The organism is Streptomyces coelicoflavus (genome assembly GCF_003112555.1).
GTDB lineage: Bacteria > Actinomycetota > Actinomycetes > Streptomycetales > Streptomycetaceae > Streptomyces > Streptomyces coelicoflavus.
The window spans coordinates 145,838-165,466 of sequence record NZ_BEWB01000007.1 but is presented as its reverse complement, the minus strand read 5'-3'; the positions used below and the strand labels follow the sequence as shown (position 1 = coordinate 165,466).

Annotated in this window: 19 protein-coding genes; 6 read left to right on the top strand and 13 right to left on the bottom strand. The window is 74.6% G+C overall.

Going from position 1 to position 19,629, the window contains the following annotated elements; all coding sequences use genetic code 11:
* Positions 1–115 precede the first annotated feature (115 nt).
* Both Sco07f_RS18340 and Sco07f_RS18335 read right to left on the bottom strand, forming a co-directional pair.
* On the bottom strand, positions 116–664 hold the full coding sequence (locus Sco07f_RS18340; protein WP_007389452.1) for a hypothetical protein: 549 nt from the start codon (positions 662–664) through the stop codon (positions 116–118).
* Positions 665–692: 28 nt separating this feature from the next.
* On the bottom strand, positions 693–1,166 hold the full coding sequence (locus Sco07f_RS18335) for an ATP-binding protein (RefSeq protein WP_239109794.1): 474 nt from the start codon (positions 1,164–1,166) through the stop codon (positions 693–695).
* Positions 1,167–1,452: 286 nt separating this feature from the next.
* Between Sco07f_RS18335 and Sco07f_RS18330 the strand changes: the two genes are divergently transcribed.
* On the top strand, positions 1,453–1,680 hold the full coding sequence (locus Sco07f_RS18330) for a DUF397 domain-containing protein (protein WP_007389444.1): 228 nt from the start codon (positions 1,453–1,455) through the stop codon (positions 1,678–1,680).
* Between the two features lie 193 nt (positions 1,681–1,873).
* Positions 1,874–2,797, top strand: a complete 924-nt coding sequence (locus tag Sco07f_RS18325; RefSeq protein ID WP_108988444.1) for a helix-turn-helix domain-containing protein — start codon at positions 1,874–1,876, stop codon at positions 2,795–2,797.
* A gap of 109 nt (positions 2,798–2,906) precedes the next feature.
* Here the strand turns inward: Sco07f_RS18325 and Sco07f_RS18320 are convergent, their stop codons facing one another.
* From Sco07f_RS18320 to Sco07f_RS18285, 8 genes are all read right to left on the bottom strand, one after another.
* On the bottom strand, positions 2,907–3,725 hold the full coding sequence (locus Sco07f_RS18320; RefSeq protein WP_007389450.1) for an SAM-dependent methyltransferase: 819 nt from the start codon (positions 3,723–3,725) through the stop codon (positions 2,907–2,909).
* A gap of 147 nt (positions 3,726–3,872) precedes the next feature.
* Positions 3,873–5,153, bottom strand: coding sequence for an ABC transporter substrate-binding protein (locus tag Sco07f_RS18315; RefSeq protein WP_007389449.1), 1,281 nt, complete (start codon positions 5,151–5,153; stop codon positions 3,873–3,875).
* On the bottom strand, positions 5,150–6,310 hold the full coding sequence (locus Sco07f_RS18310; RefSeq protein ID WP_108988443.1) for a branched-chain amino acid ABC transporter permease: 1,161 nt from the start codon (positions 6,308–6,310) through the stop codon (positions 5,150–5,152). Before Sco07f_RS18310 ends, Sco07f_RS18315 begins: the two co-directional genes overlap by 4 nt.
* Complete coding sequence (locus tag Sco07f_RS18305) at positions 6,303–7,202, bottom strand: branched-chain amino acid ABC transporter permease (RefSeq protein ID WP_007389447.1); 900 nt, start codon at positions 7,200–7,202, stop codon at positions 6,303–6,305. Before Sco07f_RS18305 ends, Sco07f_RS18310 begins: the two co-directional genes overlap by 8 nt.
* Positions 7,199–8,008, bottom strand: coding sequence for an ABC transporter ATP-binding protein (locus Sco07f_RS18300; RefSeq protein WP_108988442.1), 810 nt, complete (start codon positions 8,006–8,008; stop codon positions 7,199–7,201). The genes Sco07f_RS18305 and Sco07f_RS18300 overlap by 4 nt, the downstream gene beginning before the upstream one ends.
* Positions 8,005–8,796, bottom strand: a complete 792-nt coding sequence (locus Sco07f_RS18295; protein ID WP_108988441.1) for an ABC transporter ATP-binding protein — start codon at positions 8,794–8,796, stop codon at positions 8,005–8,007. The genes Sco07f_RS18300 and Sco07f_RS18295 overlap by 4 nt, the downstream gene beginning before the upstream one ends.
* Before the next feature lie 217 nt (positions 8,797–9,013).
* A complete protein-coding gene (locus Sco07f_RS18290; RefSeq protein WP_108988440.1) occupies positions 9,014–10,297 on the bottom strand; it encodes a PucR family transcriptional regulator in 1,284 nt (427 codons plus the stop codon).
* Between the two features lie 120 nt (positions 10,298–10,417).
* Positions 10,418–13,231, bottom strand: coding sequence for a LuxR C-terminal-related transcriptional regulator (locus Sco07f_RS18285; protein ID WP_108988439.1), 2,814 nt, complete (start codon positions 13,229–13,231; stop codon positions 10,418–10,420).
* Between the two features lie 381 nt (positions 13,232–13,612).
* On the opposite strand from Sco07f_RS18285, the gene Sco07f_RS18280 reads away from it, so the two are divergent.
* Entirely contained in the window at positions 13,613–14,500 is an 888-nt protein-coding gene (locus Sco07f_RS18280; protein ID WP_108988438.1) for a Gfo/Idh/MocA family protein, read from the top strand.
* A 4-nt stretch (positions 14,501–14,504) separates the two neighbouring features.
* On the opposite strand, the gene Sco07f_RS18275 is transcribed toward Sco07f_RS18280, so the two are convergent.
* Both Sco07f_RS18275 and Sco07f_RS18270 read right to left on the bottom strand, forming a co-directional pair.
* Complete coding sequence (locus Sco07f_RS18275) at positions 14,505–14,867, bottom strand: hypothetical protein (protein WP_054101179.1); 363 nt, start codon at positions 14,865–14,867, stop codon at positions 14,505–14,507.
* A 106-nt stretch (positions 14,868–14,973) separates the two neighbouring features.
* Entirely contained in the window at positions 14,974–15,873 is a 900-nt protein-coding gene (locus Sco07f_RS18270) for a GNAT family N-acetyltransferase (RefSeq protein ID WP_108988437.1), read from the bottom strand.
* A gap of 384 nt (positions 15,874–16,257) precedes the next feature.
* Between Sco07f_RS18270 and Sco07f_RS18265 the strand changes: the two genes are divergently transcribed.
* The 3 genes from Sco07f_RS18265 (at position 16,258) to Sco07f_RS18255 (ending at position 19,021) form a co-directional block, all read left to right on the top strand.
* Positions 16,258–17,463, top strand: coding sequence for a glycoside hydrolase family 64 protein (locus Sco07f_RS18265; RefSeq protein ID WP_087788430.1), 1,206 nt, complete (start codon positions 16,258–16,260; stop codon positions 17,461–17,463).
* An 80-nt stretch (positions 17,464–17,543) separates the two neighbouring features.
* Positions 17,544–18,653 carry a PP2C family protein-serine/threonine phosphatase gene (locus Sco07f_RS18260; protein ID WP_007389428.1) on the top strand — a complete coding sequence of 370 codons (1,110 nt, stop codon included), beginning with the start codon at positions 17,544–17,546 and terminating at the stop codon, positions 18,651–18,653.
* Between the two features lie 146 nt (positions 18,654–18,799).
* Positions 18,800–19,021 (top strand): hypothetical protein, encoded by a 222-nt coding sequence (locus Sco07f_RS18255; protein WP_007389427.1) that lies wholly within the window; start codon positions 18,800–18,802, stop codon positions 19,019–19,021.
* Between the two features lie 62 nt (positions 19,022–19,083).
* Here the strand turns inward: Sco07f_RS18255 and Sco07f_RS18250 are convergent, their stop codons facing one another.
* Positions 19,084–19,560 carry a DUF5709 domain-containing protein gene (locus Sco07f_RS18250; RefSeq protein ID WP_007389433.1) on the bottom strand — a complete coding sequence of 159 codons (477 nt, stop codon included), beginning with the start codon at positions 19,558–19,560 and terminating at the stop codon, positions 19,084–19,086.
* Positions 19,561–19,629: the final 69 nt, after the last annotated feature.

The window sequence follows — 19,629 nt, the reverse complement described above, 5'->3', positions numbered from 1 at the left end:
CGCGCTTTCCTACCCCGTCGGCCGGGAGTGCGCCACACCGTTCCGCGCCTTGGAAGGGACCCGCGCCTTCTCCCCCGTGGAGGGCGCGGGTCCCGGTCCGGCGGGTGTGCGGGTCTCAGTCCCGGAGGGTGCGGGCGAGTTCGGTGGTGGCCCGCGTGATCTCGGTGTCGTCCTCGGCCAGCAGCCGCTCGAGGCCGTCCCGCCGGGCGCGGACGGCCTGCCTCGCCGCGCGCTCCCAGGCCACCGGGTTCTCCCGGTGGTTGAGCAGCTTGGGGTAAGCGGTGGCCGTGGTCTCCCACTGCCGGGCGTCGGCGATGTTCTTGAGCAGCTGGATGATCTGCGCCCGGCAGCTCACCTGGGGCCGCTGCGCCAGCTCCCACAGAAAGGGGACGGTCGCGGCGGTCGCCTGCTCGACGACGAAGCCGTACTGGCAGATGCGCTTGCGCAGGTCCCCGAGGGCGGCTCGGGCGGTTTCGGCGTCACCCCGGGCGACCTTGCGCAGCAGCCGGGGAATGGCCGCCGCGGAGCCGGTGGAGTCCTGGATGTCGCTCCAGGGCACACCGTCGAGGCCCGCCAGCAGGGCGGCGGTGCGGGGCGAGCCGGGCGGCGGCACGTGACGGTCGGTGCGCTGGATGCTCGGCTCGGGTGTCGGAGCGCTGCGCATGGTGTGGGGCCCTTCCGCGGCAGTCGGGTCAGGTGAGGGGGCGGATCGACAACGCGGCCCATACCGTCTTGCCCGCCGGAGGGCGCGGGGACCAGCCCCACTCCTCGGCGAGGGCGTCGACGATGCACAGGCCGCGCCCGTGCTCCCGGAGTGCGGAGCCGTCGGACGGGTTGAACACGGGTCCGTCGTCCCCGGGGTCGGAGACGCTCAGCGTCAGCCGGGCCGGGCTCAGCGCGAGCCCGAGCCTGACCTCCGGCGCGTCGGCCGCGGCCGACGGCACCGCGTGCGTCACGGCGTTGGAGACGAGTTCGGTGACCACGAGGACCGCGTCGTCACCACGGTGCTCGAGCGACCACCCGCGCAGGGTGTCCCGTGTGAAGACCCGGGCCCGGGCGAACCCCTCCCCGCTGCAGGCGACACGCAGCACGGCGGAGGCCGGCCCACCGCCGAGGACGGAACGTCCCGTGTACGGAGCCGGCAGCGGCAGACCGGTCCGGCCCATGGCCTCTCGCGCCGGGCGCGGGAGGCCTCCCGGGCGGCTCGCCGCGCCTTCCTCCGACACGGGTTCGCCGGGCGACCGGAGCGTTGGATGCGCAGGTGACGGCACAGCATCTCCCTGATGCGACGTCAGATCGGGACCTCAACCGGGGGGTTGACGCCACAGCTATTATCCACGCTTAGAGCGCTCGCGTGCAATTGCACGAGAAATTGCGCGAAAAAAGTCGGATGGGGGCGCTCGGGGACCGGCACGGCCCGGTCCGCTCCCCCCGAACAGCAAGGAGACCGCGGTGCCACCAGTGTGCAACGGAGTGCAGGCCAGCTTGTTGGACGCCTCCTGGAAGAAGAGCCGGCACAGCAACGCCGAGGGCAACTGCGTGGAGGTGGCCCTCGTGGACGGGGGCATCGCGATGCGCAACTCCCGCTATCCGGACGGCCCCGCGCTCGTCTACACCCCCGCGGAGGTGGCCGCCTTCCTGGCCGGGGCGAAGGACGGCGAGTTCGACCACTTGCTGTAGGGCGGCTTGTCGCGGGGCGGCGCGGCGCGGCGGCCGCCGAGGCGCGACGGCCGCGGAGGACGACACGACGCGGCGGCGGGGCTGACGGCCCGGAAGCGGAGCCCAACTACCCGATTTCTACAGGCGGATGCGGCGGGCGCCGAGGGGATGAGATAGTCTTTCCTTCAAGTCTGCCGGTCTGCTGGGAGTCAGGATGTCCGCCGCGTCGCATCGCATCTCCCGTCTCGAGCCCTATCTGGACCGGGCCGAGCCGGCTCCTACCCTGCTGAAGATGCTCGTCGGCGTCCAGCTGGCGGGCTTCCGCGAGGACGCCGGCCTCTCCCAGGACCAGGCCGCCCGCGCCGTGGGCTTCAGCGGTGCGAAGCTCTCGCGCATCGAGTCGGGCAAGGGCCGCAACCCCCCGACGGAGCACGACGTCCGTGCGCTCCTCGAGCGGTACGGCACCGACGCCTACGAGGCCTCGGTCCTGCTCAAGCTGTTGCGCCGGGCCGGTGAACCGGGTTGGTGGCAGCGGTACGACAAGCGCCTGATGCCCGAGTGGTTCGACCGTCTGGTCGGCCTTCAGGAGGCCGCGGCGACCATCCGTACCTTCGAGATCCAGTATGTCCCCGGTCTGCTCCAGACCGAGGCCTACACCGCGGCCGTGGTCGAGCGCGGGCTGCCCAACGCGCCCGCGGGCGAGGTCCGGCGACGCGTCGAACTGCGCAAGCGCCGGGCGGAGTTGCTCGGCCGCGCCGACGCGCCTCAGCTGTGGGCCATCATCGACGAGTCCGTGCTGCTGCGCGTGCTGGGCAGTCGCGAGGTCATGCGCGAGCAGCTGGACCATCTCGTCACGATGGCGAAGGAGCCCCATGTGACGTTGCAGATCGTGCCGCTGGACGTGACGAACGCGTCGGCGCCCGCGATCCCCGTCACCTATCTGCGTTTCGGCGGCGCCGACCTGCCCGACGTGGTCTACCTGGAGCACATCGGAAGCGCCAACTTCCTCGAGGACCGGGACGAGACCGAGCAGTACCGGGTCGCGCTGGACCGGCTGGCCGACGAGGCGCTGACGCCGCGCGAGTCACTGGACCGGCTGCGCGAGACGATGGCGACGCGCTACGCCGCCGACCGGTAGGGAAGCGGCCACGGCACCGGGGGCCGGACGACGGAAACGAGACGACGGAAACGAGGGGCCACACACGTCGTGTGTGGCCCCTCGTGCTGTCCGTCGTGCCGGCCCGGGCTCAGCGCAGGCGTCCCAGCCCGCCGAACTCGATCCACTCGTCGGTGAGCTGACGCGGCGCCACCTCGGTGTCCGGGCGCCAGGTCGAGACCTCCACGAGCCCCGGCTCGAGGATGTCCATACCGTCGAAGAGCGCCTCGACGTCCTTGGGTTCGCGCACCCGGCCCCAGTGGCCCTGCGTCGCCGTGTCCATGAAGTCCGTGACGAACTTCCGCACCTCGGGGTCCTCGCTGACCAGCTGGCACATCACGGCGAAGCTGCCGGGCGCGAGCCGCTCGGTCACCCGGCGGACGACCGCCTCGGGGCCGTCGGTGTCGCTGTCCGGGATGCAGTGGAACACCGAGTTGAACAGGACGGCGACCGGCTGCGAGAAGTCGATCAGACGCTGGGTGTCCGGGTGGGAGAAGATCTGCTCCGTCGCACGCATGTCGGCGTGTATGACGGCGGTCTGGTCGTTCTGGTCGAGCAGCGCCCGGCCGTGGACCAGCACCATCGGGTCGTTGTCGACGTAGACGACGCGGGCTTCGGGGGCGACCCGCTGGGCGACCTGGTGCACGTTGTCCTGGGTGGGCAGGCCGGAGCCGTGGTCCAGGAACTGGCGGATGCCGTAGTCCTCGACGAGGACGCGGACGACCCGCTGAAGGAAGCGCCGGTTGTTCAGCGCCAGCCGGCGCGTGCTGGGGACGACCTTGTCGAGTTCGCCGACGGCGGCCCGGTCGGCCGCGTAGTTGTCCTTGCCGCCCAGATAGAAGTCGTACATACGTGCCGCTGTTGGCACGTTGGCGTCGATCTCCGTGGACAGCTGCTTGTCGGCTTGCATCGTTCCCCCAGCTCCGTACGGGCGCCAACTGGACTGGCATGACAGACAGTACATCTTAAAGACCTAGTGGTCAGCCAAACCAGGGGCCGGATCAAGTGGCCGTCAAATAGCTTGTCAAGCGGTCCAGTTGACGGCCACTCGATCGGTTCAGCCGCGTCCGGCCAGGTAGGCGTCGACTCCGGGCGCCTTGTGGGCCTCCTCCACACCGACCAGGCCGCCGACCGCCTTGGCGTCGGGCTTCAGCACGTACGTGGACCGGCTGGCCGGCGCGGTCACGTAGGTGAAGTTCTGCGGGGTGCCGAGGCCGGTGTCGGCGTTCTTCTGCGAGCGGTGCGCCTTGACCACGTCCTCCCTGGTGAGGCTGCCGCCCTCGCAGGCCTTCTTCAGGTCGGCGCCGGTCAGTTGGGCGGCGTTGTATCCGGAGAGCACCCCGGAGTCGACCGGCTCACCCGGGTACGCCTTCTGGTAGGAGGCGACCATTTTCTTGACGCCCGGCAGGTCGGAGCTGACCGCCGGTGCGGCACTCACCACGTGCACCATGGCTTCCAGCGCCGCCGCCGCGGGCGTCTTCAGCAGCTGCGGCGCGTAGCCGGGCGCGCTGCTGACGATCGGCACCTTCAGACCGCGGGCGGCGGCCACGCCGGCGAGGGAGGCGGTCTGGGCGGGGCCCGCGCTGATCAGGATCGCCTTGGCCCCGGCCTTGCTCAGCGCGGACACCTGTGCCGTCAGGTCGGTGTCCGTGGCCTTGATCTTCTGCCCGGCGACCTTCATCCCCGCCTGCTCGGCGGCCCACTGGGAGCCCTCCAGCGCGTTGGCGCCGTAGTCGCCCTCGAAGTAGACGTGGCCGATGGTGTCGCCCTTGGCGAGCTTCTTGGTGCGGGTGAGGAAGTCGACGGCGGCGATCATGTCGAGGTCGTAGGTGGTGCCGAGGACCTGGACGGAGTCCCGGCCGAGCAGGCTGGCCGCCCAGGCCTGCGGGAAGGTCAGCATGTGGTCCCGCTCGATGTCGTCGAGCAGGGCGGCCACCACCGGGGAGCCGATGACCTGGGGCAGTGCGACGACGTCGGGGGCGATGTCGGCGTAGGCGGTGACCGCCTTCTGCACGTCGTAGCCGTGGTCCTTGACGACGATCTCGACCTCGCGTCCGCAGATGCCGCCCGCGGCGTTGGTCTCGTCGGCCCACATCTGCTGGGCCTGCACGATGCTCTTGCCGAGGGTGGCGTAGGGGCCGGTGAGGTCGGTCAGGGCGCCGAGTCTGATGGTCTTCTCGCTGACTCCGGGTCCGGCCTTGACGCCGTCGGCGGCGTCGTCGGTGCTTCCGCCGTCCGCCTTGGAGCTGCATGCGGTGCCCGCGAGCAGCACGGCGGCCAGTGCCGCGGCCAGGGCGGCGGTCCGGGCGGTGCGGGGCCTGGGGTGCGTGACGTTCACGGGGTGTGCTCCTTGGCTCGTGCGGGGGTGTCGGAAGCGGCGTCGGAGCCGGCCCGCTCGGGTGCGGGCGAGGGCCCGGAACCGTGCGGGCCGGTGACGGACGGGCGGCGGGACAGGCGGGCCCGGGTGCGGCGGGCCAGTCCGTGCAGGCCGTCGGGGGCGAAGAGGAGGATCAGGACGATCGCCGCGCCGTAGAGGTAGCGGGACGCCTCGGTCGGGCCGATCGAGCCGCCGCCGGACCCCGGCGTCGCCACCAGGGGCAGCTGGTCGGCGTAGCGGGTCATCAGCAGGGGCAGCGCGGTGACGAAGACGGCTCCGGCGGTGGCTCCGGCCACCGAGCCGAGGCCGCCGATGACGATCATGGCGAGGTAGTCGACGGAGAGGGCGAGGGAGAAGTAGTCGGGCACCACGCGGCGGAAGGACAGGGCGAGCAGGGCGCCGGCGAGGCCCGCGTACATGGACGAGACGACGAACGCGGCCGAGCGGTACCGGGCCACGTGCACGCCCATCACGGACGCCGCGGTCTCGCTGTCGCGCAGTGCCACCAGGGCCCGTCCGGGACGTCCGCGCAGCAGTCCGCGCGCGGTGAACCAGGTGACGGCGAACAGCACGAGGCCCAGGTACCAGAGCCGTTCCTCGGCACCGAACGGCACGCCCAGGACGGTCAGTTCCGGATCCGACTCGGCGAAGGTGAAGCCGCCCAGCTCCAGCGGCGGCACCGAGCGGCCGTTGAAGCCGCCGGTGACGGAGTCCGCGGTGAGCAGGACGTGGTGGCCGAGGAAGACCAGGGCGAGGGTGGCCACCCCGAGGTAGATGCCCTTCACACGTCCGGCGACGGGGCTGAACAGCCCGCCCGCCGCCCCGGCGAGGAGTACGGCGAGGACGAGGGCCACGGCGGGCGGCAGGCCGGGGCCCGGCTCGCCCGCCAGCCAGACGTAGCCGTAGGCGCCGACGGCGAGGAAGAAGGCGTGTCCGAGGGAGAGCTGCCCGGCGGTTCCGCTGAGCAGGCCCAGTCCGACGGCGCCGATGGCCGCGGCCATGGAGAACAGGCCGATGCGCAGCCAGAAGGCGTCCAGGTAGAAGGGCAGGGCGCACAGGAGCAGGGCGACCAGCAGGAGCGGGCCCCGCTTGAGGAGGAGGGTGCGCGGGTCAGACACGGGCCGCTCCCTTCGCCGCGAAGAGTCCGGCGGGGCGCACCAGCAGGACGAGCACCATCACGGCGTACGGGGCGACGTCGCCGAAGCCCTCGCCGAGGACGTGCAGGTCGGACTGGTAGCCGGCGACGAACGCCTCGGTGAGGCCGATCAGCATGCTGCCGACCAGGGCGCCGACCGGGGAGGTCATGCCGCCGAGGATGGCGGCCGGGAAGGCCTTCAGCGCGATCTGCCCGGTGGTGCGCTCGAGGCCGGGTGCCGGGAACGCGACCAGGAAGACGGCGGCGAGGGCGGCCAGGGCGCCGGCCAGGCACCAGGCGGCGGTGCGTACGCGGGTGAGGCGTACACCCATGAGTGCGGCGGCCTCGCGGTCCTCCGCCGCCGCGCGCAGCGACAGGCCCCAGGGCGTGAACCGGAAGAGGGCGAAGGCCCCGCCGATGGCGACGGCGGACACCAGGATGGCGGCGACGCGGCTGTCGGCCACGGTCACCGGGCCGAGGTCGGTCACGGCGGAGCCCCAGGGGTCGCCGAGCGGCAGCAGGTCGCCGCCGATGCGCCGGGCGAGGTCGGTGACCAGGACGATGTCGACGCCGATGGTGACGATGGTCTGGACGTGGGCGGCGTGCGGGTCGGTCCCGCCGACGCGTTGCAGCACCAGCCGGTCCAGTGCCCCCGCCACGGCCGCGGTCACGAGCACCGCGACGGCGAGTGCCCCGGCGAAGCCGATGTCGTCGTGCAGGACGGCGACGAGGTACCCGCCGAGCAGGAGCAGGGAGCCGTGGGTGAAGCTCAGGACGCCGGAGGCCTTGAAGATGGTGACGAAGCCGAGGGCGATCAGGGCGTAGACGGAGCCGAGGGCGAGTCCGTTCAGCAGGCTGTCCAGGAAGCCGGTCATGCCGCGTCCTCCCCCGCGCCGGCGGTGCCGAGGTAGGCGCGGAGCACCTCGGGGTCGCGCCGGACCTCGTCGGGGGTGCCGTGGGCGATGGCCCGGCCGAAGTCGAGGACGGTGACCTCGTCGGCGAGCCGCATGACCAGGCCCATGTCGTGCTCGACCAGCACGACGGACAGGCCGAGTTCGGCGCGGATCTCCTCTATCACCCCGGTCATCCGGGTGCGTTCGGCGGCGTTCATGCCGGCCACGGGTTCGTCGAGCAGCAGGACACGGGGCTCCAGACACAGGGCGCGGGCGAGTTCGACGCGTTTGCGGTCGCCGTAGGACAGCAGCGCGACGGGGGAGTCGAAGTGGGCGCCCAGGCCGATGAGTTCGGCGATCTCGCGGGCCTTGGCGAGGTGGGCGCGCTGTTCGCGCAGGGCGCGCGGCAGGCGCAGGGCGCTGGCCGCGAAGCCGGCGTGGGACAGGGCGTGCCGGCCGAGCATCAGGTTGTCGGCGACGGTGCCCTGGGTGGTGACGATGTTCTGGAAGGTGCGGGCGACGCCGAGGGCGGCGATGCGGTGCGGGGCGAGCCGGGTCAGTTCGGCGGCGCCGAGCCGTACGGTGCCGGCGCTGGGGCGGTACAGGCCGGACAGGACGTTGAAGCAGGTGGACTTTCCGGCGCCGTTGGGGCCGATGACGGCGTGCACGGTGCCGGGGGCGACGGTGAAGGAGACGTCGTCGAGGGCGAGGAGTCCGGCGAAGCGCACGGTGACGCCGCGCACGTCGAGCGGGGGCGGTGCGGCGGCGGGGGCGGCGGGGGTGCTCACGCGGCCCCCTTGCCTTCGGTGCCGGTGCCGGTCTCGCCCAGGTAGAGGCGGCGTACGGCGTCCGTGCGCGCGAGTTCGGCGGCGTCGCCGTACAGCCCGATCTCGCCGACCTCCAGGACGTACGCGTGCTCGGCGAGCGACAGGGCCATCCCCGCGTTCTGTTCGACGAGGAGTACGGCGGTGCCCTGGGCGTTGATCTCCCGGACGACCTCGGCGATGCGGTCGACCATCATCGGGGCGAGCCCGAGCGAGGGCTCGTCCAGGAGGAGCAGGCGGGGGGCGGCCATCAGGGCGCGGCCGATGGCCAGCATCTGCTGCTCGCCGCCGGACAGCAGACCGGCGGCCTGGCGGGTGCGCTCGGCGAGCCTGGGGAACAGGGTGAAGAGCCGCTCCCGGGCCTCGCGGACCTGGGCCGGGGCCCGACGGTTCAGGCCGAGTCCGCCGGCCCGGAGGTTCTCGTCGACGGTGAGTCCGGCGAAGACCCGCCTGCCCTCGGGCACCTGGACGACTCCGGCGCGTACGGCGGCGACCGGGTCCCGGCCGTCCAGGACCGTGTCGCCGTAGCGGACGCGGCCGGCCGTGATCGCGCCGCGGTGCAGGCGCAGGGTGCCCGAGACGGCCCGCAGCAGCGTCGTCTTGCCGGCGCCGTTGGCTCCGAGCAGGGCGACGACGGCGCCGTGCGGGACGGTCAGGGACACGGAGCGGAGGGCGGACAGTGCGCGCCCGTACGTCACGTCGAGGCTCTCGACGTGCAGCGCGGGCGCGCCGTCCGGTGGTGCTGCGGGCATCGCGGCTCCTTGGGACCGTGCCGGAAGGCACGGTGACGGGTGAATGGGGGGAGCTCACGACAGCACGGGGCGGGGTGGCCGTACAGGGGTGCCGGGCCGGGTCGCTGCAAGGTCCCAGTCCGGGGCGGGTGAGTCTGTGCGGATGCCCAGACGGGCGGGGCGGGGCGGCGTCCGACGGGACGCCGGGGCGGCTTCGCGGGTCGACGTGGCGGGTGCCTCAGTCGGGCAGGACGCGGCGGGCGGTGAGGGCCAGGCTGAACTCGACGACGTCGGCCGGACGGGCCAGGGAGCGGCCGGTGAGCTGTTCGCAGCGGCGGAGGCGGTTGAGGACCGTGTTGCGGTGGCAGTAGAGGCGCTCGCCGGCGCGCTGGGCCGAACCGTCGCACTCCAGCCACGTCGTGAGGGTGTCCAGCAGCACCTCTCGGTCGGCGGGCTCCAGGCGGAGCAGGGGGCCGAGGACCTTCTCGGCGAGGGCCCGGCCCAGCTCGGGACTGGAGACGACCAGTGCGGCGGGGAGCTGGTCGGACAGCCGTACCGTGCCGCCTGCCGCGGGGCAGATGCCCAGGGCCGTGTCCGCGAGCCCGCGGGCCTCGCCGACGGCGGCGAGCCCGTCGACCGGGCTGCCGATGCCGATCCGCAGGCCCGGGAGGGGGGCCCGGGACGCGCCCCCGGGCTGCGCCGGTTCCGTGAGCCCTTCGCGGGCTCCGACCAGGACGATGCCGTAGTCGACCTCGGGCCCGGCGTGCCAGTGCACCCGGGCTCCGGGCGGTACGGCGGCGGCGCGGGCGGCGTCGGCGCGGGCCGGGGGCCCGCCGGTGAGCGCGACGACGACGTAGCGGCCCTGTTCGGGCAGGTCGAGGGCCCGGGCGGCCTCGGGCAGGTCGGCGATGCGGCCGGTGCCGTCGAGGAGGCCGGCGGCCAGCAGCCGGGCCCGGTTCTCGCGGCGCCGGCCGATCTGCCACTCGGTCTGCCGGTAGGCGTCCGCGACGAGGGTGCAGTGCTCGTCGACGAAGTTCCACACGTCGGCGGCCACGTGCACGAGGAGCCGCACGTCCTCGGGGGCGGCCCTGGACGTCTCCTCGACCAGCCGCTGCCACACCAGTGAGCCGCCCAGGCGGAACGCGTGCAGCAGGGCGTCCAGCGGGAGCCCTTGTTCGGCGCGGGCGGCGCCGATCCGCCAGGAGCAGCGGCGGGCCGCGTCGCGGGCGCCGCGCGGGTCGAGCAGCGAGGCCACGCTGTGCCGCAGGGAGCGGTGGGCCTCCTGCCAGGTGGCGGTGGGGTCCTTCGTGACGGCGGCCCGGTAGGCGGGCTCCTGCTCCTCCAGCAGGGCCACCAGGCGGTCGGTCAGGTCGGGCAGGTCGTCGAGCAGGGTGCGGGCGGCCCGGTGCAGGACACGCAGGGCGTCGGCGTCGATCAACGACGTGACGCCGGGTGTCCGCGGGCGTGGAACGGGCGTCAGCCCGGTGCGGATCGCTGCTCGTGACCGTACGGCGTGCTGCATCGCGGTCCTCCCCAGGGCAGGGCTTGCGGGGGCGCCGGCCCGCGACGGTCCGTCCCGCCGCGACGGGTCCGCCCCCTGACTCGTCCTGCCCCGAAGGATGACATACCGTCCGGTCGGTCCCTAGGGTTGTGCACCGGTCTTTTCGTGGTGACCGGCCGGCCGCCGGGCCTCCCCGGCCTGTTCCGCCTGCCCGACCACGCGGGCCAGCTCGAGGCGGGACCGGACACCGAGCGCGGCGAACACCTTGCGGAGGTGGTAGTCGACGGTGCGGGTGCTCACCGCGAGGGTCAGCGCGACCTCGCGGTTGGTGGCGCCCTCGGCGACGTGCCGCGCGATGCGCAGCTGCTGCGGGGTCAGACCGGAGAGGCGGGTCGGCGTTCCGGCACGGGTGACGTGCGCGGTGGCGCCGAGGGCGCGCAGTTCGTCGCGTGCCTGGGCGGCCCACACGCCGGCGCCGCAGCGCTCGAAGCCGGCCAGCGCGGCACCGAGGCGGCCGCGGGCCTCGCGCGGTCTGCGGCGCCGGCGCAGCCACTTGCCGTACAGCAGTGCGGTGCGGGCCCGCTCGAAGTCGCCGCCCGCCTCGTCGTGCCGGGCGAGCGCGCGCCGGTAGAGGTCGTCGGCGCGGTCCGGCGGGGCGAGGAGCGCGCGGCAGCGGGCCAGTTGGGCGGCGGCCTGCGGGTCGGCGCCGAACGCCGCCCAGCCGGCGAGGTCCGTGAGGGCCTCGCGGGCGTCCTCCATACGTCCGGCGAGGACCGCGGCCTCCACGAAGCAGGGCACGGCCAGCCGCCACACCGCGAAGTGGCCCCGCCCCGGCCCCGGCAGGACGAGGAGTCCGAGCCGGTCCGCGGCGTCGAACGCACGTCCCCGGCCGAGGTCGGCGCGGGCCGCCGCCCACTGGGCGAGGGTGGCCGCCTGGGCCAGCCCGTGCCGTCTGGCCGTGTCCAGCGCGGCCGCGACGTGCCCGGCGACGACGTCCGGCTCCTCCTCGATCGAAGCGGCGAGGGCCAGTACCGCCCGGTGGTGCGCCGCCGTGTTCCGCTGCCCGGACCGCAGTGCCGCTCGCAGCCCCTCCTCCGCGTGGGCGCGGGCCTGTGGGTGCCGGCCGGCGCGCAGTTCGGCGTAGGCGAGGTACTCCAGTGCCCGCGGCTCCAGCATCTCCGACCCGAGCTGCCGGGCGGCGGCCAGGGCCCGGGCTCCGGCGCCGCGGGCCGCGTCGACGTCGCCGAGCAGCAGCGCGGCCGCCGCCGAGCGCAGCAGCGGCTCGGGCCGGTGCTCCGTCCTGCCCCGCTCCACCACCTGCCCGAGCGGTGCGCCCGCCCGGTCGAGCCGTCCTTCGAGCAGCGCCCGCATACCGGCGCGGTGGTCGGACACGGCGGCCACCGCGTGCGCGGCGGTACGACCGTGCCGTTCAAGGGACTCCTCCCGTTCGTACGCCCCCGGCGGCCCGTGGTCCGGGGCTGCGGCCGTGGCGCCCGGCGGTGGTGCGGCGGCGAGGGTGGCCAGACACGCGGGCAGGTCGCCCGCCGCCCAGGCCGCGTCGGCGGCGGCCATGGCGGCGGTCGCGGCGTCGGCGGGCGCGTCCGCGGCGAGCAGGGAGGCGGCCAGCAGCAGGGACTGGTGGGCGTCGCCGACCGGGCCGTCCCGCAGTTCGACGAGTCCGCGCACCAGTTCGGCACGGCCTCGCACGGCGGCGGGCGCGCTGTGGCGCCGTGCGGCGACGAGGAGCGGGCGGGCCTGTTCCGGGCGCCCCGCGAGCAGTGCCTGTCCGGCCGCGGCGGTGTACCGCTCCGCCCGGCCCGCGCCGTCGGCCGTCAGCTCGGCGGCGCGGGCGTACGCCGTCGCGCGCAGCAGGTGCGAGGCCGGCACCGTGCCGTCGGCCGCCACCGCCGCGAGCCGCTCGGCCTGCGCGGGGGCCGGCGCCGGGCCGCTCAGGGACCAGGACCGGTGCAGCAGTTCCGGGAGCCGGTGGCCGCCGCTCTCCAGCGCGTCGGCCAACGCCCGGTGCACGGCGCGGCGCGGGTCCGGCGCGGCGGTGGCGTACACCGTGCGGCGGACGAGCGGGCTGTGGAAGCGGAGCCGGTCGCCGGCCAGGGCGAGCTGCGCGGGCAGGGGTTCCGGGTGGGTGCCGGGCTCCGGCGCCGGCCGCAGACGCCGCAGCGCCGCACGAACCAGGCCCGCGTCGACGTCCGGCCCGTCCGAGGCCCGCACAGCCGCCGCCACCGTCAGCAACAGGTCCCGCGCGTGGGCGTTCGGGCCGGTCGGCGCCCCGCCCGCGGCCTCCGCGAGGGCGGGGGCGTCCGCCAGCGGGCCGGGCAGGGGCCGGTGTCCGCGCAGCTCGGCCGGGGACAGCCTGCGCACCAGGGCGACGAGGAGCGCCGGGTTGCCCTCCGCCTCGGCCAGGAGCTGCTCGCGAACGGCCGGGGCGGCGGCGCCGTCGGTCATGTCGTCGAGCAGGGCGGCTACCCGCTGCGGTGCCAGCGGGTCCAGTCGGACCACGGGCAGGCGGGCGAAGTCCGGGGCGACGGCGCGGTCCGCGGCGACGGACAGGAGCAGACCGACCCGCCCGGCGCCGCTCAGGTGCTCCGCCACGTGGACGAGTGCGGTCCGGGCGGGCTCGTTCCACAGGTGCGCGTCGTCCACGCACACGAGCAGCGGGGACCCGCCGGCCGCCGCCCGAAGGGTGTCCAGCAGCTGCCCGGCCGTGCCGGTCGCGTCGTCCGGGTCCGGGGCCGGGCCGAGGTGGAGTACGGGACCGGCCCGGAAGGAGCGGGCGGCCCACTGGAGCAGCGTGGTCCGGCCCAGCCCGGGTTCGCCGGTCAGCAGGAGCCGGCCGCACTGGGTCTGCAGCCCGTCCAACAGCGCGCGCAGCGCCTTCCGTTGCGCGCCGCGGCCGTGGATCCGCACGGCCGGTCGTACGGTCGTCTCTCCGGTCATTCCCGGGAGGCTACGCACGCGTAACCGGAGGCGGAAGGCACCCGTCCGCGCCGCTCCGCCGCGACTTCGGCCCTGTCACCTGCGGTGCTGCGCCGTGTACGCGGCCCGCGCACTGTGCCGGCGCCCAACCCGCCCCGGCGGGCGTGGTGCGGCGGCACAGCGAACCGGCGACGGCCACGAGGTGTCTCCGGCCCCCCGCCCTGGGGCGCCCGTGAGATGTCAGCGGTGTGCGCGAGGTCTCGCCGGGCCCCGGTGCCCTCCACCCTGTCCCGGCCCCTGCGGGTGTGGCACGCTCGGCATCGGCCGGGCTGTGGCTCACCGGCCTCATGGAGGACGTCGGCGGGCCCCGTACGGGGGCCCGCACCGTGGAGAGGCGACGGCATGCGCATCGGACTGCTCGGCACCGGCCCCTGGGCGGACATGGCCCACGCCCCCGCGCTGGCGGCCCACGACGGGCTGGAGTTCACGGGGGTGTGGGGCCGCCGCCCGGATGCCGCCGAGGAACTGGCGAAGCGGCACGGCACGCGCGCCTACGACGACGTCGACGCCCTGCTGGCCGACGTGGAGGCCGTAGCCGTCGCGCTGCCTCCGGCCGTGCAGGCCGACCTGGCGGTGCGCGCGGCGCGGGCCGGACGCCACCTGCTGCTCGACAAGCCGCTCGCGCCGACGGTGGCGCAGGGGCGGGCGGTCGCGGAGGCGGTGCGTGCGGCGGGCGTGGCCTCGGTGGTCTTCTTCACCACCCGGTTCCAGCCCGAGACCGGGGCGTGGATCACCGAACAGGGCGCGAGGGGCGGCTGGTTCACCGCGCGGGCGCAGTGGCTCGGCGCCGTGTTCGGCGACGGCGACAGCCCGTTCGCCGATTCGCCGTGGCGGCGGGAGAAGGGCGCCCTGTGGGACGTGGGGCCGCACGCCCTGTCCGTACTGCTGCCGGTCCTCGGCGACGCCCGGCGGGTGGCGGCGGCCGCGCCGGGCCCCGGGGACACCGTCCATCTGGTGCTCGACCACGCGGGCGGGGCGTCCAGCACGCTCACGCTCAGCCTGACCGCGCCGCCCGCCGCGGCGGGTGCCACGGTGGAGCTGCGCGGCCGGGCCGGCGTGACGCTGCTCCCGGAGACCACCGAGGGTCCGGTGCCCGCCCTGCGCCGGGCCGCGGACGCGCTGCTCACCGCCGCCGGCGGCGGGCGCCCGCATCCGTGCGACGCCGCGTTCGGGCTGCGGGTGACCGAGGTCCTCGCCGAGGCCGAGGCCCTGCTGGCCGACCGGGAGTGACCGCTCAGCCGTCGGTCCGCTCCCGCTCGAAGGGTTCGTCGCTCCACCGGAACCAGGCCCGGTCGCCCTCGATGTGCAGCAGGAACTCGGCGACCGGACCGTCGGGCGACACCAGCCGGACCCGTCGTTCGATCTCGGCGTAGACCGTCTCCCACTCCGGCCCGGCACCGTCCCGTTCCGCGAGGGCGAGTTCGCGGGCGAACAGGTCCCGTACGGCGCCGTAGGCCGGGCCGGCCCGGAAGCGCCCCGACAGCCAGGGGAAGTCGGCGTCCTCGATCAGGATCTCCCCGATCTCCGCGCCGGCTTCGGCACGCTCCCCGGTGCCGGGCGCCCCGCGCACGTGCCAGGTCTCGCCCTCGAACCCCATGTCGCCTCCGCCGGACCCGCGCCGATGATCACCCGTGCGGGGCCAGCATGCCACCTGCCGCCCGGACCGGGCCGGAGTCGCCCCGGCCCGGTCCGGCCCGGTCCGGTCAGCGCGCGACCGTCGCGGGACGGAAGTTGATCCGTTCCCGCACGACCGGGTAACCGGCCTTGGCGAAGTTCGCGGCCATGGGGTGGTTCCCCCGGTCCGTCGCAGCGGACACGAACTCCGCACCCCGCTCGGCCAGGAAATGGGTGCACTCGGCCAGCAGGTCGTAGGCGTATCCGCGCCCGCGGTGCTCCGGCAGGACGCCGATGAAGCCGACGCACGGGCCGGACGGGTTGTGCGCGGGGATGTGGATGCCCGCGAGTTCGCCCCGCGAGGTGTACGCCAGCTGCCACCACTCCCGCGGTGACGGGCACCAGTGGAAGAAGTCCAGCTCCGATTGTGCGGCCCGGTCGAGTCCGCCCTCCGCGATGTCCATCAACGCGTGGGCGTCGAGGGTGGCGGAGTGGATGCGGCGCAGGGCGTCGAAGAACACCGCGTCGTCGGCCTCGGGGCGGAAGTCGAGCCGGCCGGGCCGCTCGGGGAGCCCGCACTCGGGGGTCCACCGGTACAGGAAGCGTTCGACGAGGAGTTCGTACCCGGCCGCCCGCGCGGCGGCGTAGCGCGCCTCGGTGGCGGTGCGCACGGCGGCGTCCTCGCGCCAGGTGCCGGGCGGGTTCAGTTCGAGTTCGACCTGCCAGGGCGCGGTGCGCAGGAGTTCGGCCCCGGCTTCCTCCTCGCCCTCGGCCACGTCGAACCAGTTGACGGTGACGGGTTCGGTGTCGTCGGGGCCGCCCCACCAGGCGGCCCGGGCGACGACGGTGCCGTCGCGCAGGGCGACCCGCTTCCAGTCGGGGCGGTGGCGGGTGCGCCGGTGGCCCTCACGGGCGTCCAGCGGGTCGGGCAGGGTGTCGAAGAGATGGGCGTCGCTCGCGTCGAGCGCGCGGATGACCAGATCGGTCACGGTTCCTCCGGGAAATGCAGGTGTGGTGCGCTCCCGGTCAGTCGAGGTACGCCGGGACAACGGGGAGGGAGCGCGAAGGTGAGGTGAACTGCACGGCACTGCCCTCCTTCCGTCGGTCTCGGGGCGTCGGACACAGGCTATGCGACGCCGGGCGGGTCCGGCGACTGCTTTTCGGGTGCGGATTAAACGGACCTTAATCGGCGGTTAAGCGTTCCCGCGCACGAAGCGGCCACCCCAAGTCCCAGCTGGGACAACGCCTTTGGGGCCGCGCGGAGCCGGTTGGCCGGCTCATCCGTGCTGCGTACCATCGGCGCACATCGTGAGAGCGCTCTCAGAACCTCACCGCCGCACGGTCGTGCCCCGATCACTCTGGAGACCCCCCACATGACCCCTCGTCACCAGCGTCCGCTCGCCCGCCGCAAGCTCCTCGTCGCCCTCGGCGGCATGGCCGTGGCCGCCCCGGTCGCCGCCGCCGTCGCCCCGCACGCCCTCGCGGAGGCCGGCTCGGACGAGGCCCCGAAGGCCAGGGCGGCCGGCGGCCTGCCACTGACGATCGTCAACGGCACCGGCTCCTTCGGCAACGGCGACGTGCACGTCTACATCGTCGGCAACGTGGACGGCCGCCAGGTGCGGGTCACCCCCGACGGCACCGTGGCACCCGTGGCCCTCTCCGACAACGGCGCCGACGGCTACACCGACTACGCGATCGACCTCGCCGGCAGCGGCGAGACCGAGCTGAACCTGCCCCACCTCTCCGGCCGGATCTACGTGTCCCTCGGCGGGAAGCTGAAGTTCAAGGTCGTCACGGACGGCGCGGGCAACGCCGCGCTCCAGTACCCGGCGGGCTGGGTCGAGTCCGACCCCAACTACGGGGTGCTGCACGACTGCGCGGAGTTCACGTACAACTCCTCCGGGATGTTCTGCAACACCACCATGGTCGACATGTTCAGTGTGCCGCTCGGCATCCGGCTGACCGGCGCAAAGGACCAGACGACCGGCACCGTACGTGCGGGCGGCCGGGCCGCCGTCTTCGACGCGGTGCGGAAGGTGGAGGAGTTCGCGCCGCTGGTCGTGGACGACACCCGCGTGATCGCACCCGGCCACGGGCTGGACGCCGGTCTGTTCCCGAAGGACTACCTCGCCCCGTACATCGACGAGGTGTGGAGCACGTACACCGGCAAGGACCTGAGGATCACCACCAACGCCGGGACCTTCACCGGCCGGGTGCGCGGGGACCGGCTGGCCTTCGACGGGCCCGCCCAGGTGTCCTTCGCCAGGCCGTCCACCCGGGACGTGCTCTTCTGCGACGGCAGCCTCGCCGCCCCCAACGACGGCACGACCGGCCCGGTCGCCGCGGTCCTCGGCGCGGGCTTCAACCGCTCCACGCTGGTCTCCTCGGCCGACCAGCCCACGACCGACCCCGCCACGTTCTACCGGACCGCGCTGACCAACCACTACTCCAGGGCGGTGCACGCGGCCACCGAGGACGGCAGGGCGTACGGCTTCGCCTTCGACGACGTGGCCGACTTCGCCTCGTACATCCAGGACACGGCGCCCACCGGGTTCCGGCTGACGCTCGGCGCCCTCTGAGCCCGCCCGTCGCCCCGCCCGCACCGTCCGCCCCCGGCTCTCCGCGTGCGGGCGGTGCGCCGGCGTAGGAGCGTGGTGGTGTGCGAAAGGTGCCCGCCCTGTCACCGCGTCGGGGCGAGGACCGGCGGAGCTGGCTGAGCGGGGCGCCGCCGCCCCGCTGGGTCCGGGTGCTCCCGCCGGCCCTCGTCGTGGCGATCTTCGCGGCCACCCTGCTCAGTCACGAGCCGCTGGAGATCGGCTTCCTGCTGGGCGCCATCCCGCCGCTGGCGGTCCTGTCGTACGGTCCGCTGGCGACCGCCCTGCTGGGCGGTGTGGTGATCGCGCTCCTGCACATCCCGGCGCTCCAGCTCGACCGGCCCGGCGACGCCGACCTGCTGACCATCGTCTTCGTCGCCGTGCTCAGCGTCTTCGTGTCCTTCGTACGCAGTCGCCGGGACGCCCAGCTGGGGCTGGAGCGCACGGTCGCCGAGGCCGCTCAGCGCGCCGTCGCTCCCCCGCTGCCCGAGCGGGTCGGGGCGGTGCGCTGCACGGGACTGTACCGGGCGGCGCAGCGCGGGACACTGGTCGGGGGCGACTTCTTCGACGTGCGGGACGGTCCCTTCGGCGTACGGGCCGTGACGGGGGACGTGCAGGGGCACGGCCTGTCGGCGGTGTCGACGGTCGCCTCGCTGCTGGGGGCGTTCCGCGAGGCGGTGCTCGACCAGCCGGACCTGGCGTCGGTGGCGGGGCGGCTCGACCGCAGGCTGCTGGTGGACTCGGCGGACGCGCGGCACGCCGAGCTGTTCGCGACGGCCGCGCTGCTGGAGTTCTCCGCCGACGGTCTGGAGGTGCGGGTCGTGGTGTGCGGCAACCCGCCGCCCCTGCTGCTGCGGGGTGCGGACGCCACGGAGCTCGAGGTGTCGCCGTGGACACCGCTCGGGCTGGGCCTCGCGGACGCCGGGGCGATCGAGGCGTGCACGGTGTCGCTGCGCCCGGGCGACCGGCTCTTCCTCGCCTCCGACGGGGTGGTCGAGGCGAGGGACGGCAGCGGCGCGTTCTACCCGCTGGCCGAGCGGCTGGGCACCCTCGCGGGCGAGGACCCGGCCGTGCTCCCGGACCTGGTCTGGGCGGATCTGGTGCGCTTCTGCCCGGACGTGCAGGACGACGTGACGATGCTCGTGCTCACTCCCTCGCCGCCGGCCGGACGGTGACCGTCCTCGGGGCACGTCGGACCGGGCCCCTGCGTCGGCGCTCCGGATGCGCGGGCCGGTTCCGCATTGAATGGTGTTATCGGGATATTCGGGACCGACAACAGCACGGCACCGAAGCAGCGATCCGGATCCGAGGAGCACTGATCATGTCGACGTCACAGCCCGACGCCTCCCGACCCTCCGAAGCCGGTCCGGGGGACGACCGCGCCACCCCGGACGACCTGCTCCACGCCCGCACCGGCACGGAGGTGTCCCCGGAGGACCTCGTCCTGGCGGCCGGCCGGGACGTCACCCCGCAGAACCTGGAGTGGGCCAGGCGCAAGCTGGCCGAGGAGGGCCCCTCGGCCCTCGACAAGCTGCTGCCCTGACCGCGGGGAGCCCCCGACCGGACGCACCGCTCCGGCCGGGGGCTCCCCGCGTGCCGCCGGTCCTAGGACTCGGGCAGCTCCGTCTCGTCCTCCACCACGTGCACCGCGGCCTCCTCGGCGCCCGCGGCTCCGCCGTCGACGCCGACGTCCTGCGCGACCGTCTCCTTGGTCGTGTCCTCGCGTACGCCTTCGTCGGGGGCGACCAGGCGGCCCGAGCGGTCGGTGCCCGCCTCCGGGTCGACCGGTTCGCCCTCGCCCCCGGGCTCGTCGCCCACACCGTCCCCGTCGGGCGCCGACACGTCGGGCACCTCCTCGGCCAGCCGTTCGTCGAGGGTCTCGCCCTCGTGCTGTTCGGCGGCCGTGGTGCCGTGCTTGGTCACCCCCAGGGGCTTCTCCGGCGGGGAGTAGCCCTCGTCGAGGGTGTCGTCGTACGTCCGCTCGTCGAGGGCGTCCTGGAGGTCGAGGGGCGCGGCGTCCTCCTGCTCCTCGTTGCTGCCGGTGGGCTGGTAGGCGTCGTCGGCCATCGGGTCGGTGCCCATCGCTGCCTCCCTCTCGCGCTCGCGTCGGCTCGGTGGTCCCGCTGTCCGGGTTCGCGTTTCCCGATACGC

What these genes read in the sequence shown, in the direction of transcription:
- Sco07f_RS18340 (WP_007389452.1), bottom strand. Translation starts at nt 664, where the DNA reads ATGCGCAGCGCTCCGACACCCGAGCCGAGCATCCAGCGCACCGACCGT.
- Sco07f_RS18325 (WP_108988444.1), top strand. Translation starts at nt 1,874, where the DNA reads ATGTCCGCCGCGTCGCATCGCATCTCCCGTCTCGAGCCCTATCTGGAC.
- Sco07f_RS18280 (WP_108988438.1), top strand. Translation starts at nt 13,613, where the DNA reads ATGCGCATCGGACTGCTCGGCACCGGCCCCTGGGCGGACATGGCCCAC.
- Sco07f_RS18335 (WP_239109794.1), bottom strand. Translation starts at nt 1,166, where the DNA reads ATGGGCCGGACCGGTCTGCCGCTGCCGGCTCCGTACACGGGACGTTCC.
- Sco07f_RS18275 (WP_054101179.1), bottom strand. Translation starts at nt 14,867, where the DNA reads ATGGGGTTCGAGGGCGAGACCTGGCACGTGCGCGGGGCGCCCGGCACC.
- Sco07f_RS18285 (WP_108988439.1), bottom strand. Translation starts at nt 13,231, where the DNA reads ATGACCGGAGAGACGACCGTACGACCGGCCGTGCGGATCCACGGCCGC.
- Sco07f_RS18305 (WP_007389447.1), bottom strand. Translation starts at nt 7,202, where the DNA reads ATGACCGGCTTCCTGGACAGCCTGCTGAACGGACTCGCCCTCGGCTCC.
- Sco07f_RS18255 (WP_007389427.1), top strand. Translation starts at nt 18,800, where the DNA reads ATGTCGACGTCACAGCCCGACGCCTCCCGACCCTCCGAAGCCGGTCCG.
- Sco07f_RS18290 (WP_108988440.1), bottom strand. Translation starts at nt 10,297, where the DNA reads ATGCAGCACGCCGTACGGTCACGAGCAGCGATCCGCACCGGGCTGACG.
- Sco07f_RS18295 (WP_108988441.1), bottom strand. Translation starts at nt 8,796, where the DNA reads ATGCCCGCAGCACCACCGGACGGCGCGCCCGCGCTGCACGTCGAGAGC.
- Sco07f_RS18320 (WP_007389450.1), bottom strand. Translation starts at nt 3,725, where the DNA reads ATGCAAGCCGACAAGCAGCTGTCCACGGAGATCGACGCCAACGTGCCA.
- Sco07f_RS18265 (WP_087788430.1), top strand. Translation starts at nt 16,258, where the DNA reads ATGACCCCTCGTCACCAGCGTCCGCTCGCCCGCCGCAAGCTCCTCGTC.
- Sco07f_RS18250 (WP_007389433.1), bottom strand. Translation starts at nt 19,560, where the DNA reads ATGGGCACCGACCCGATGGCCGACGACGCCTACCAGCCCACCGGCAGC.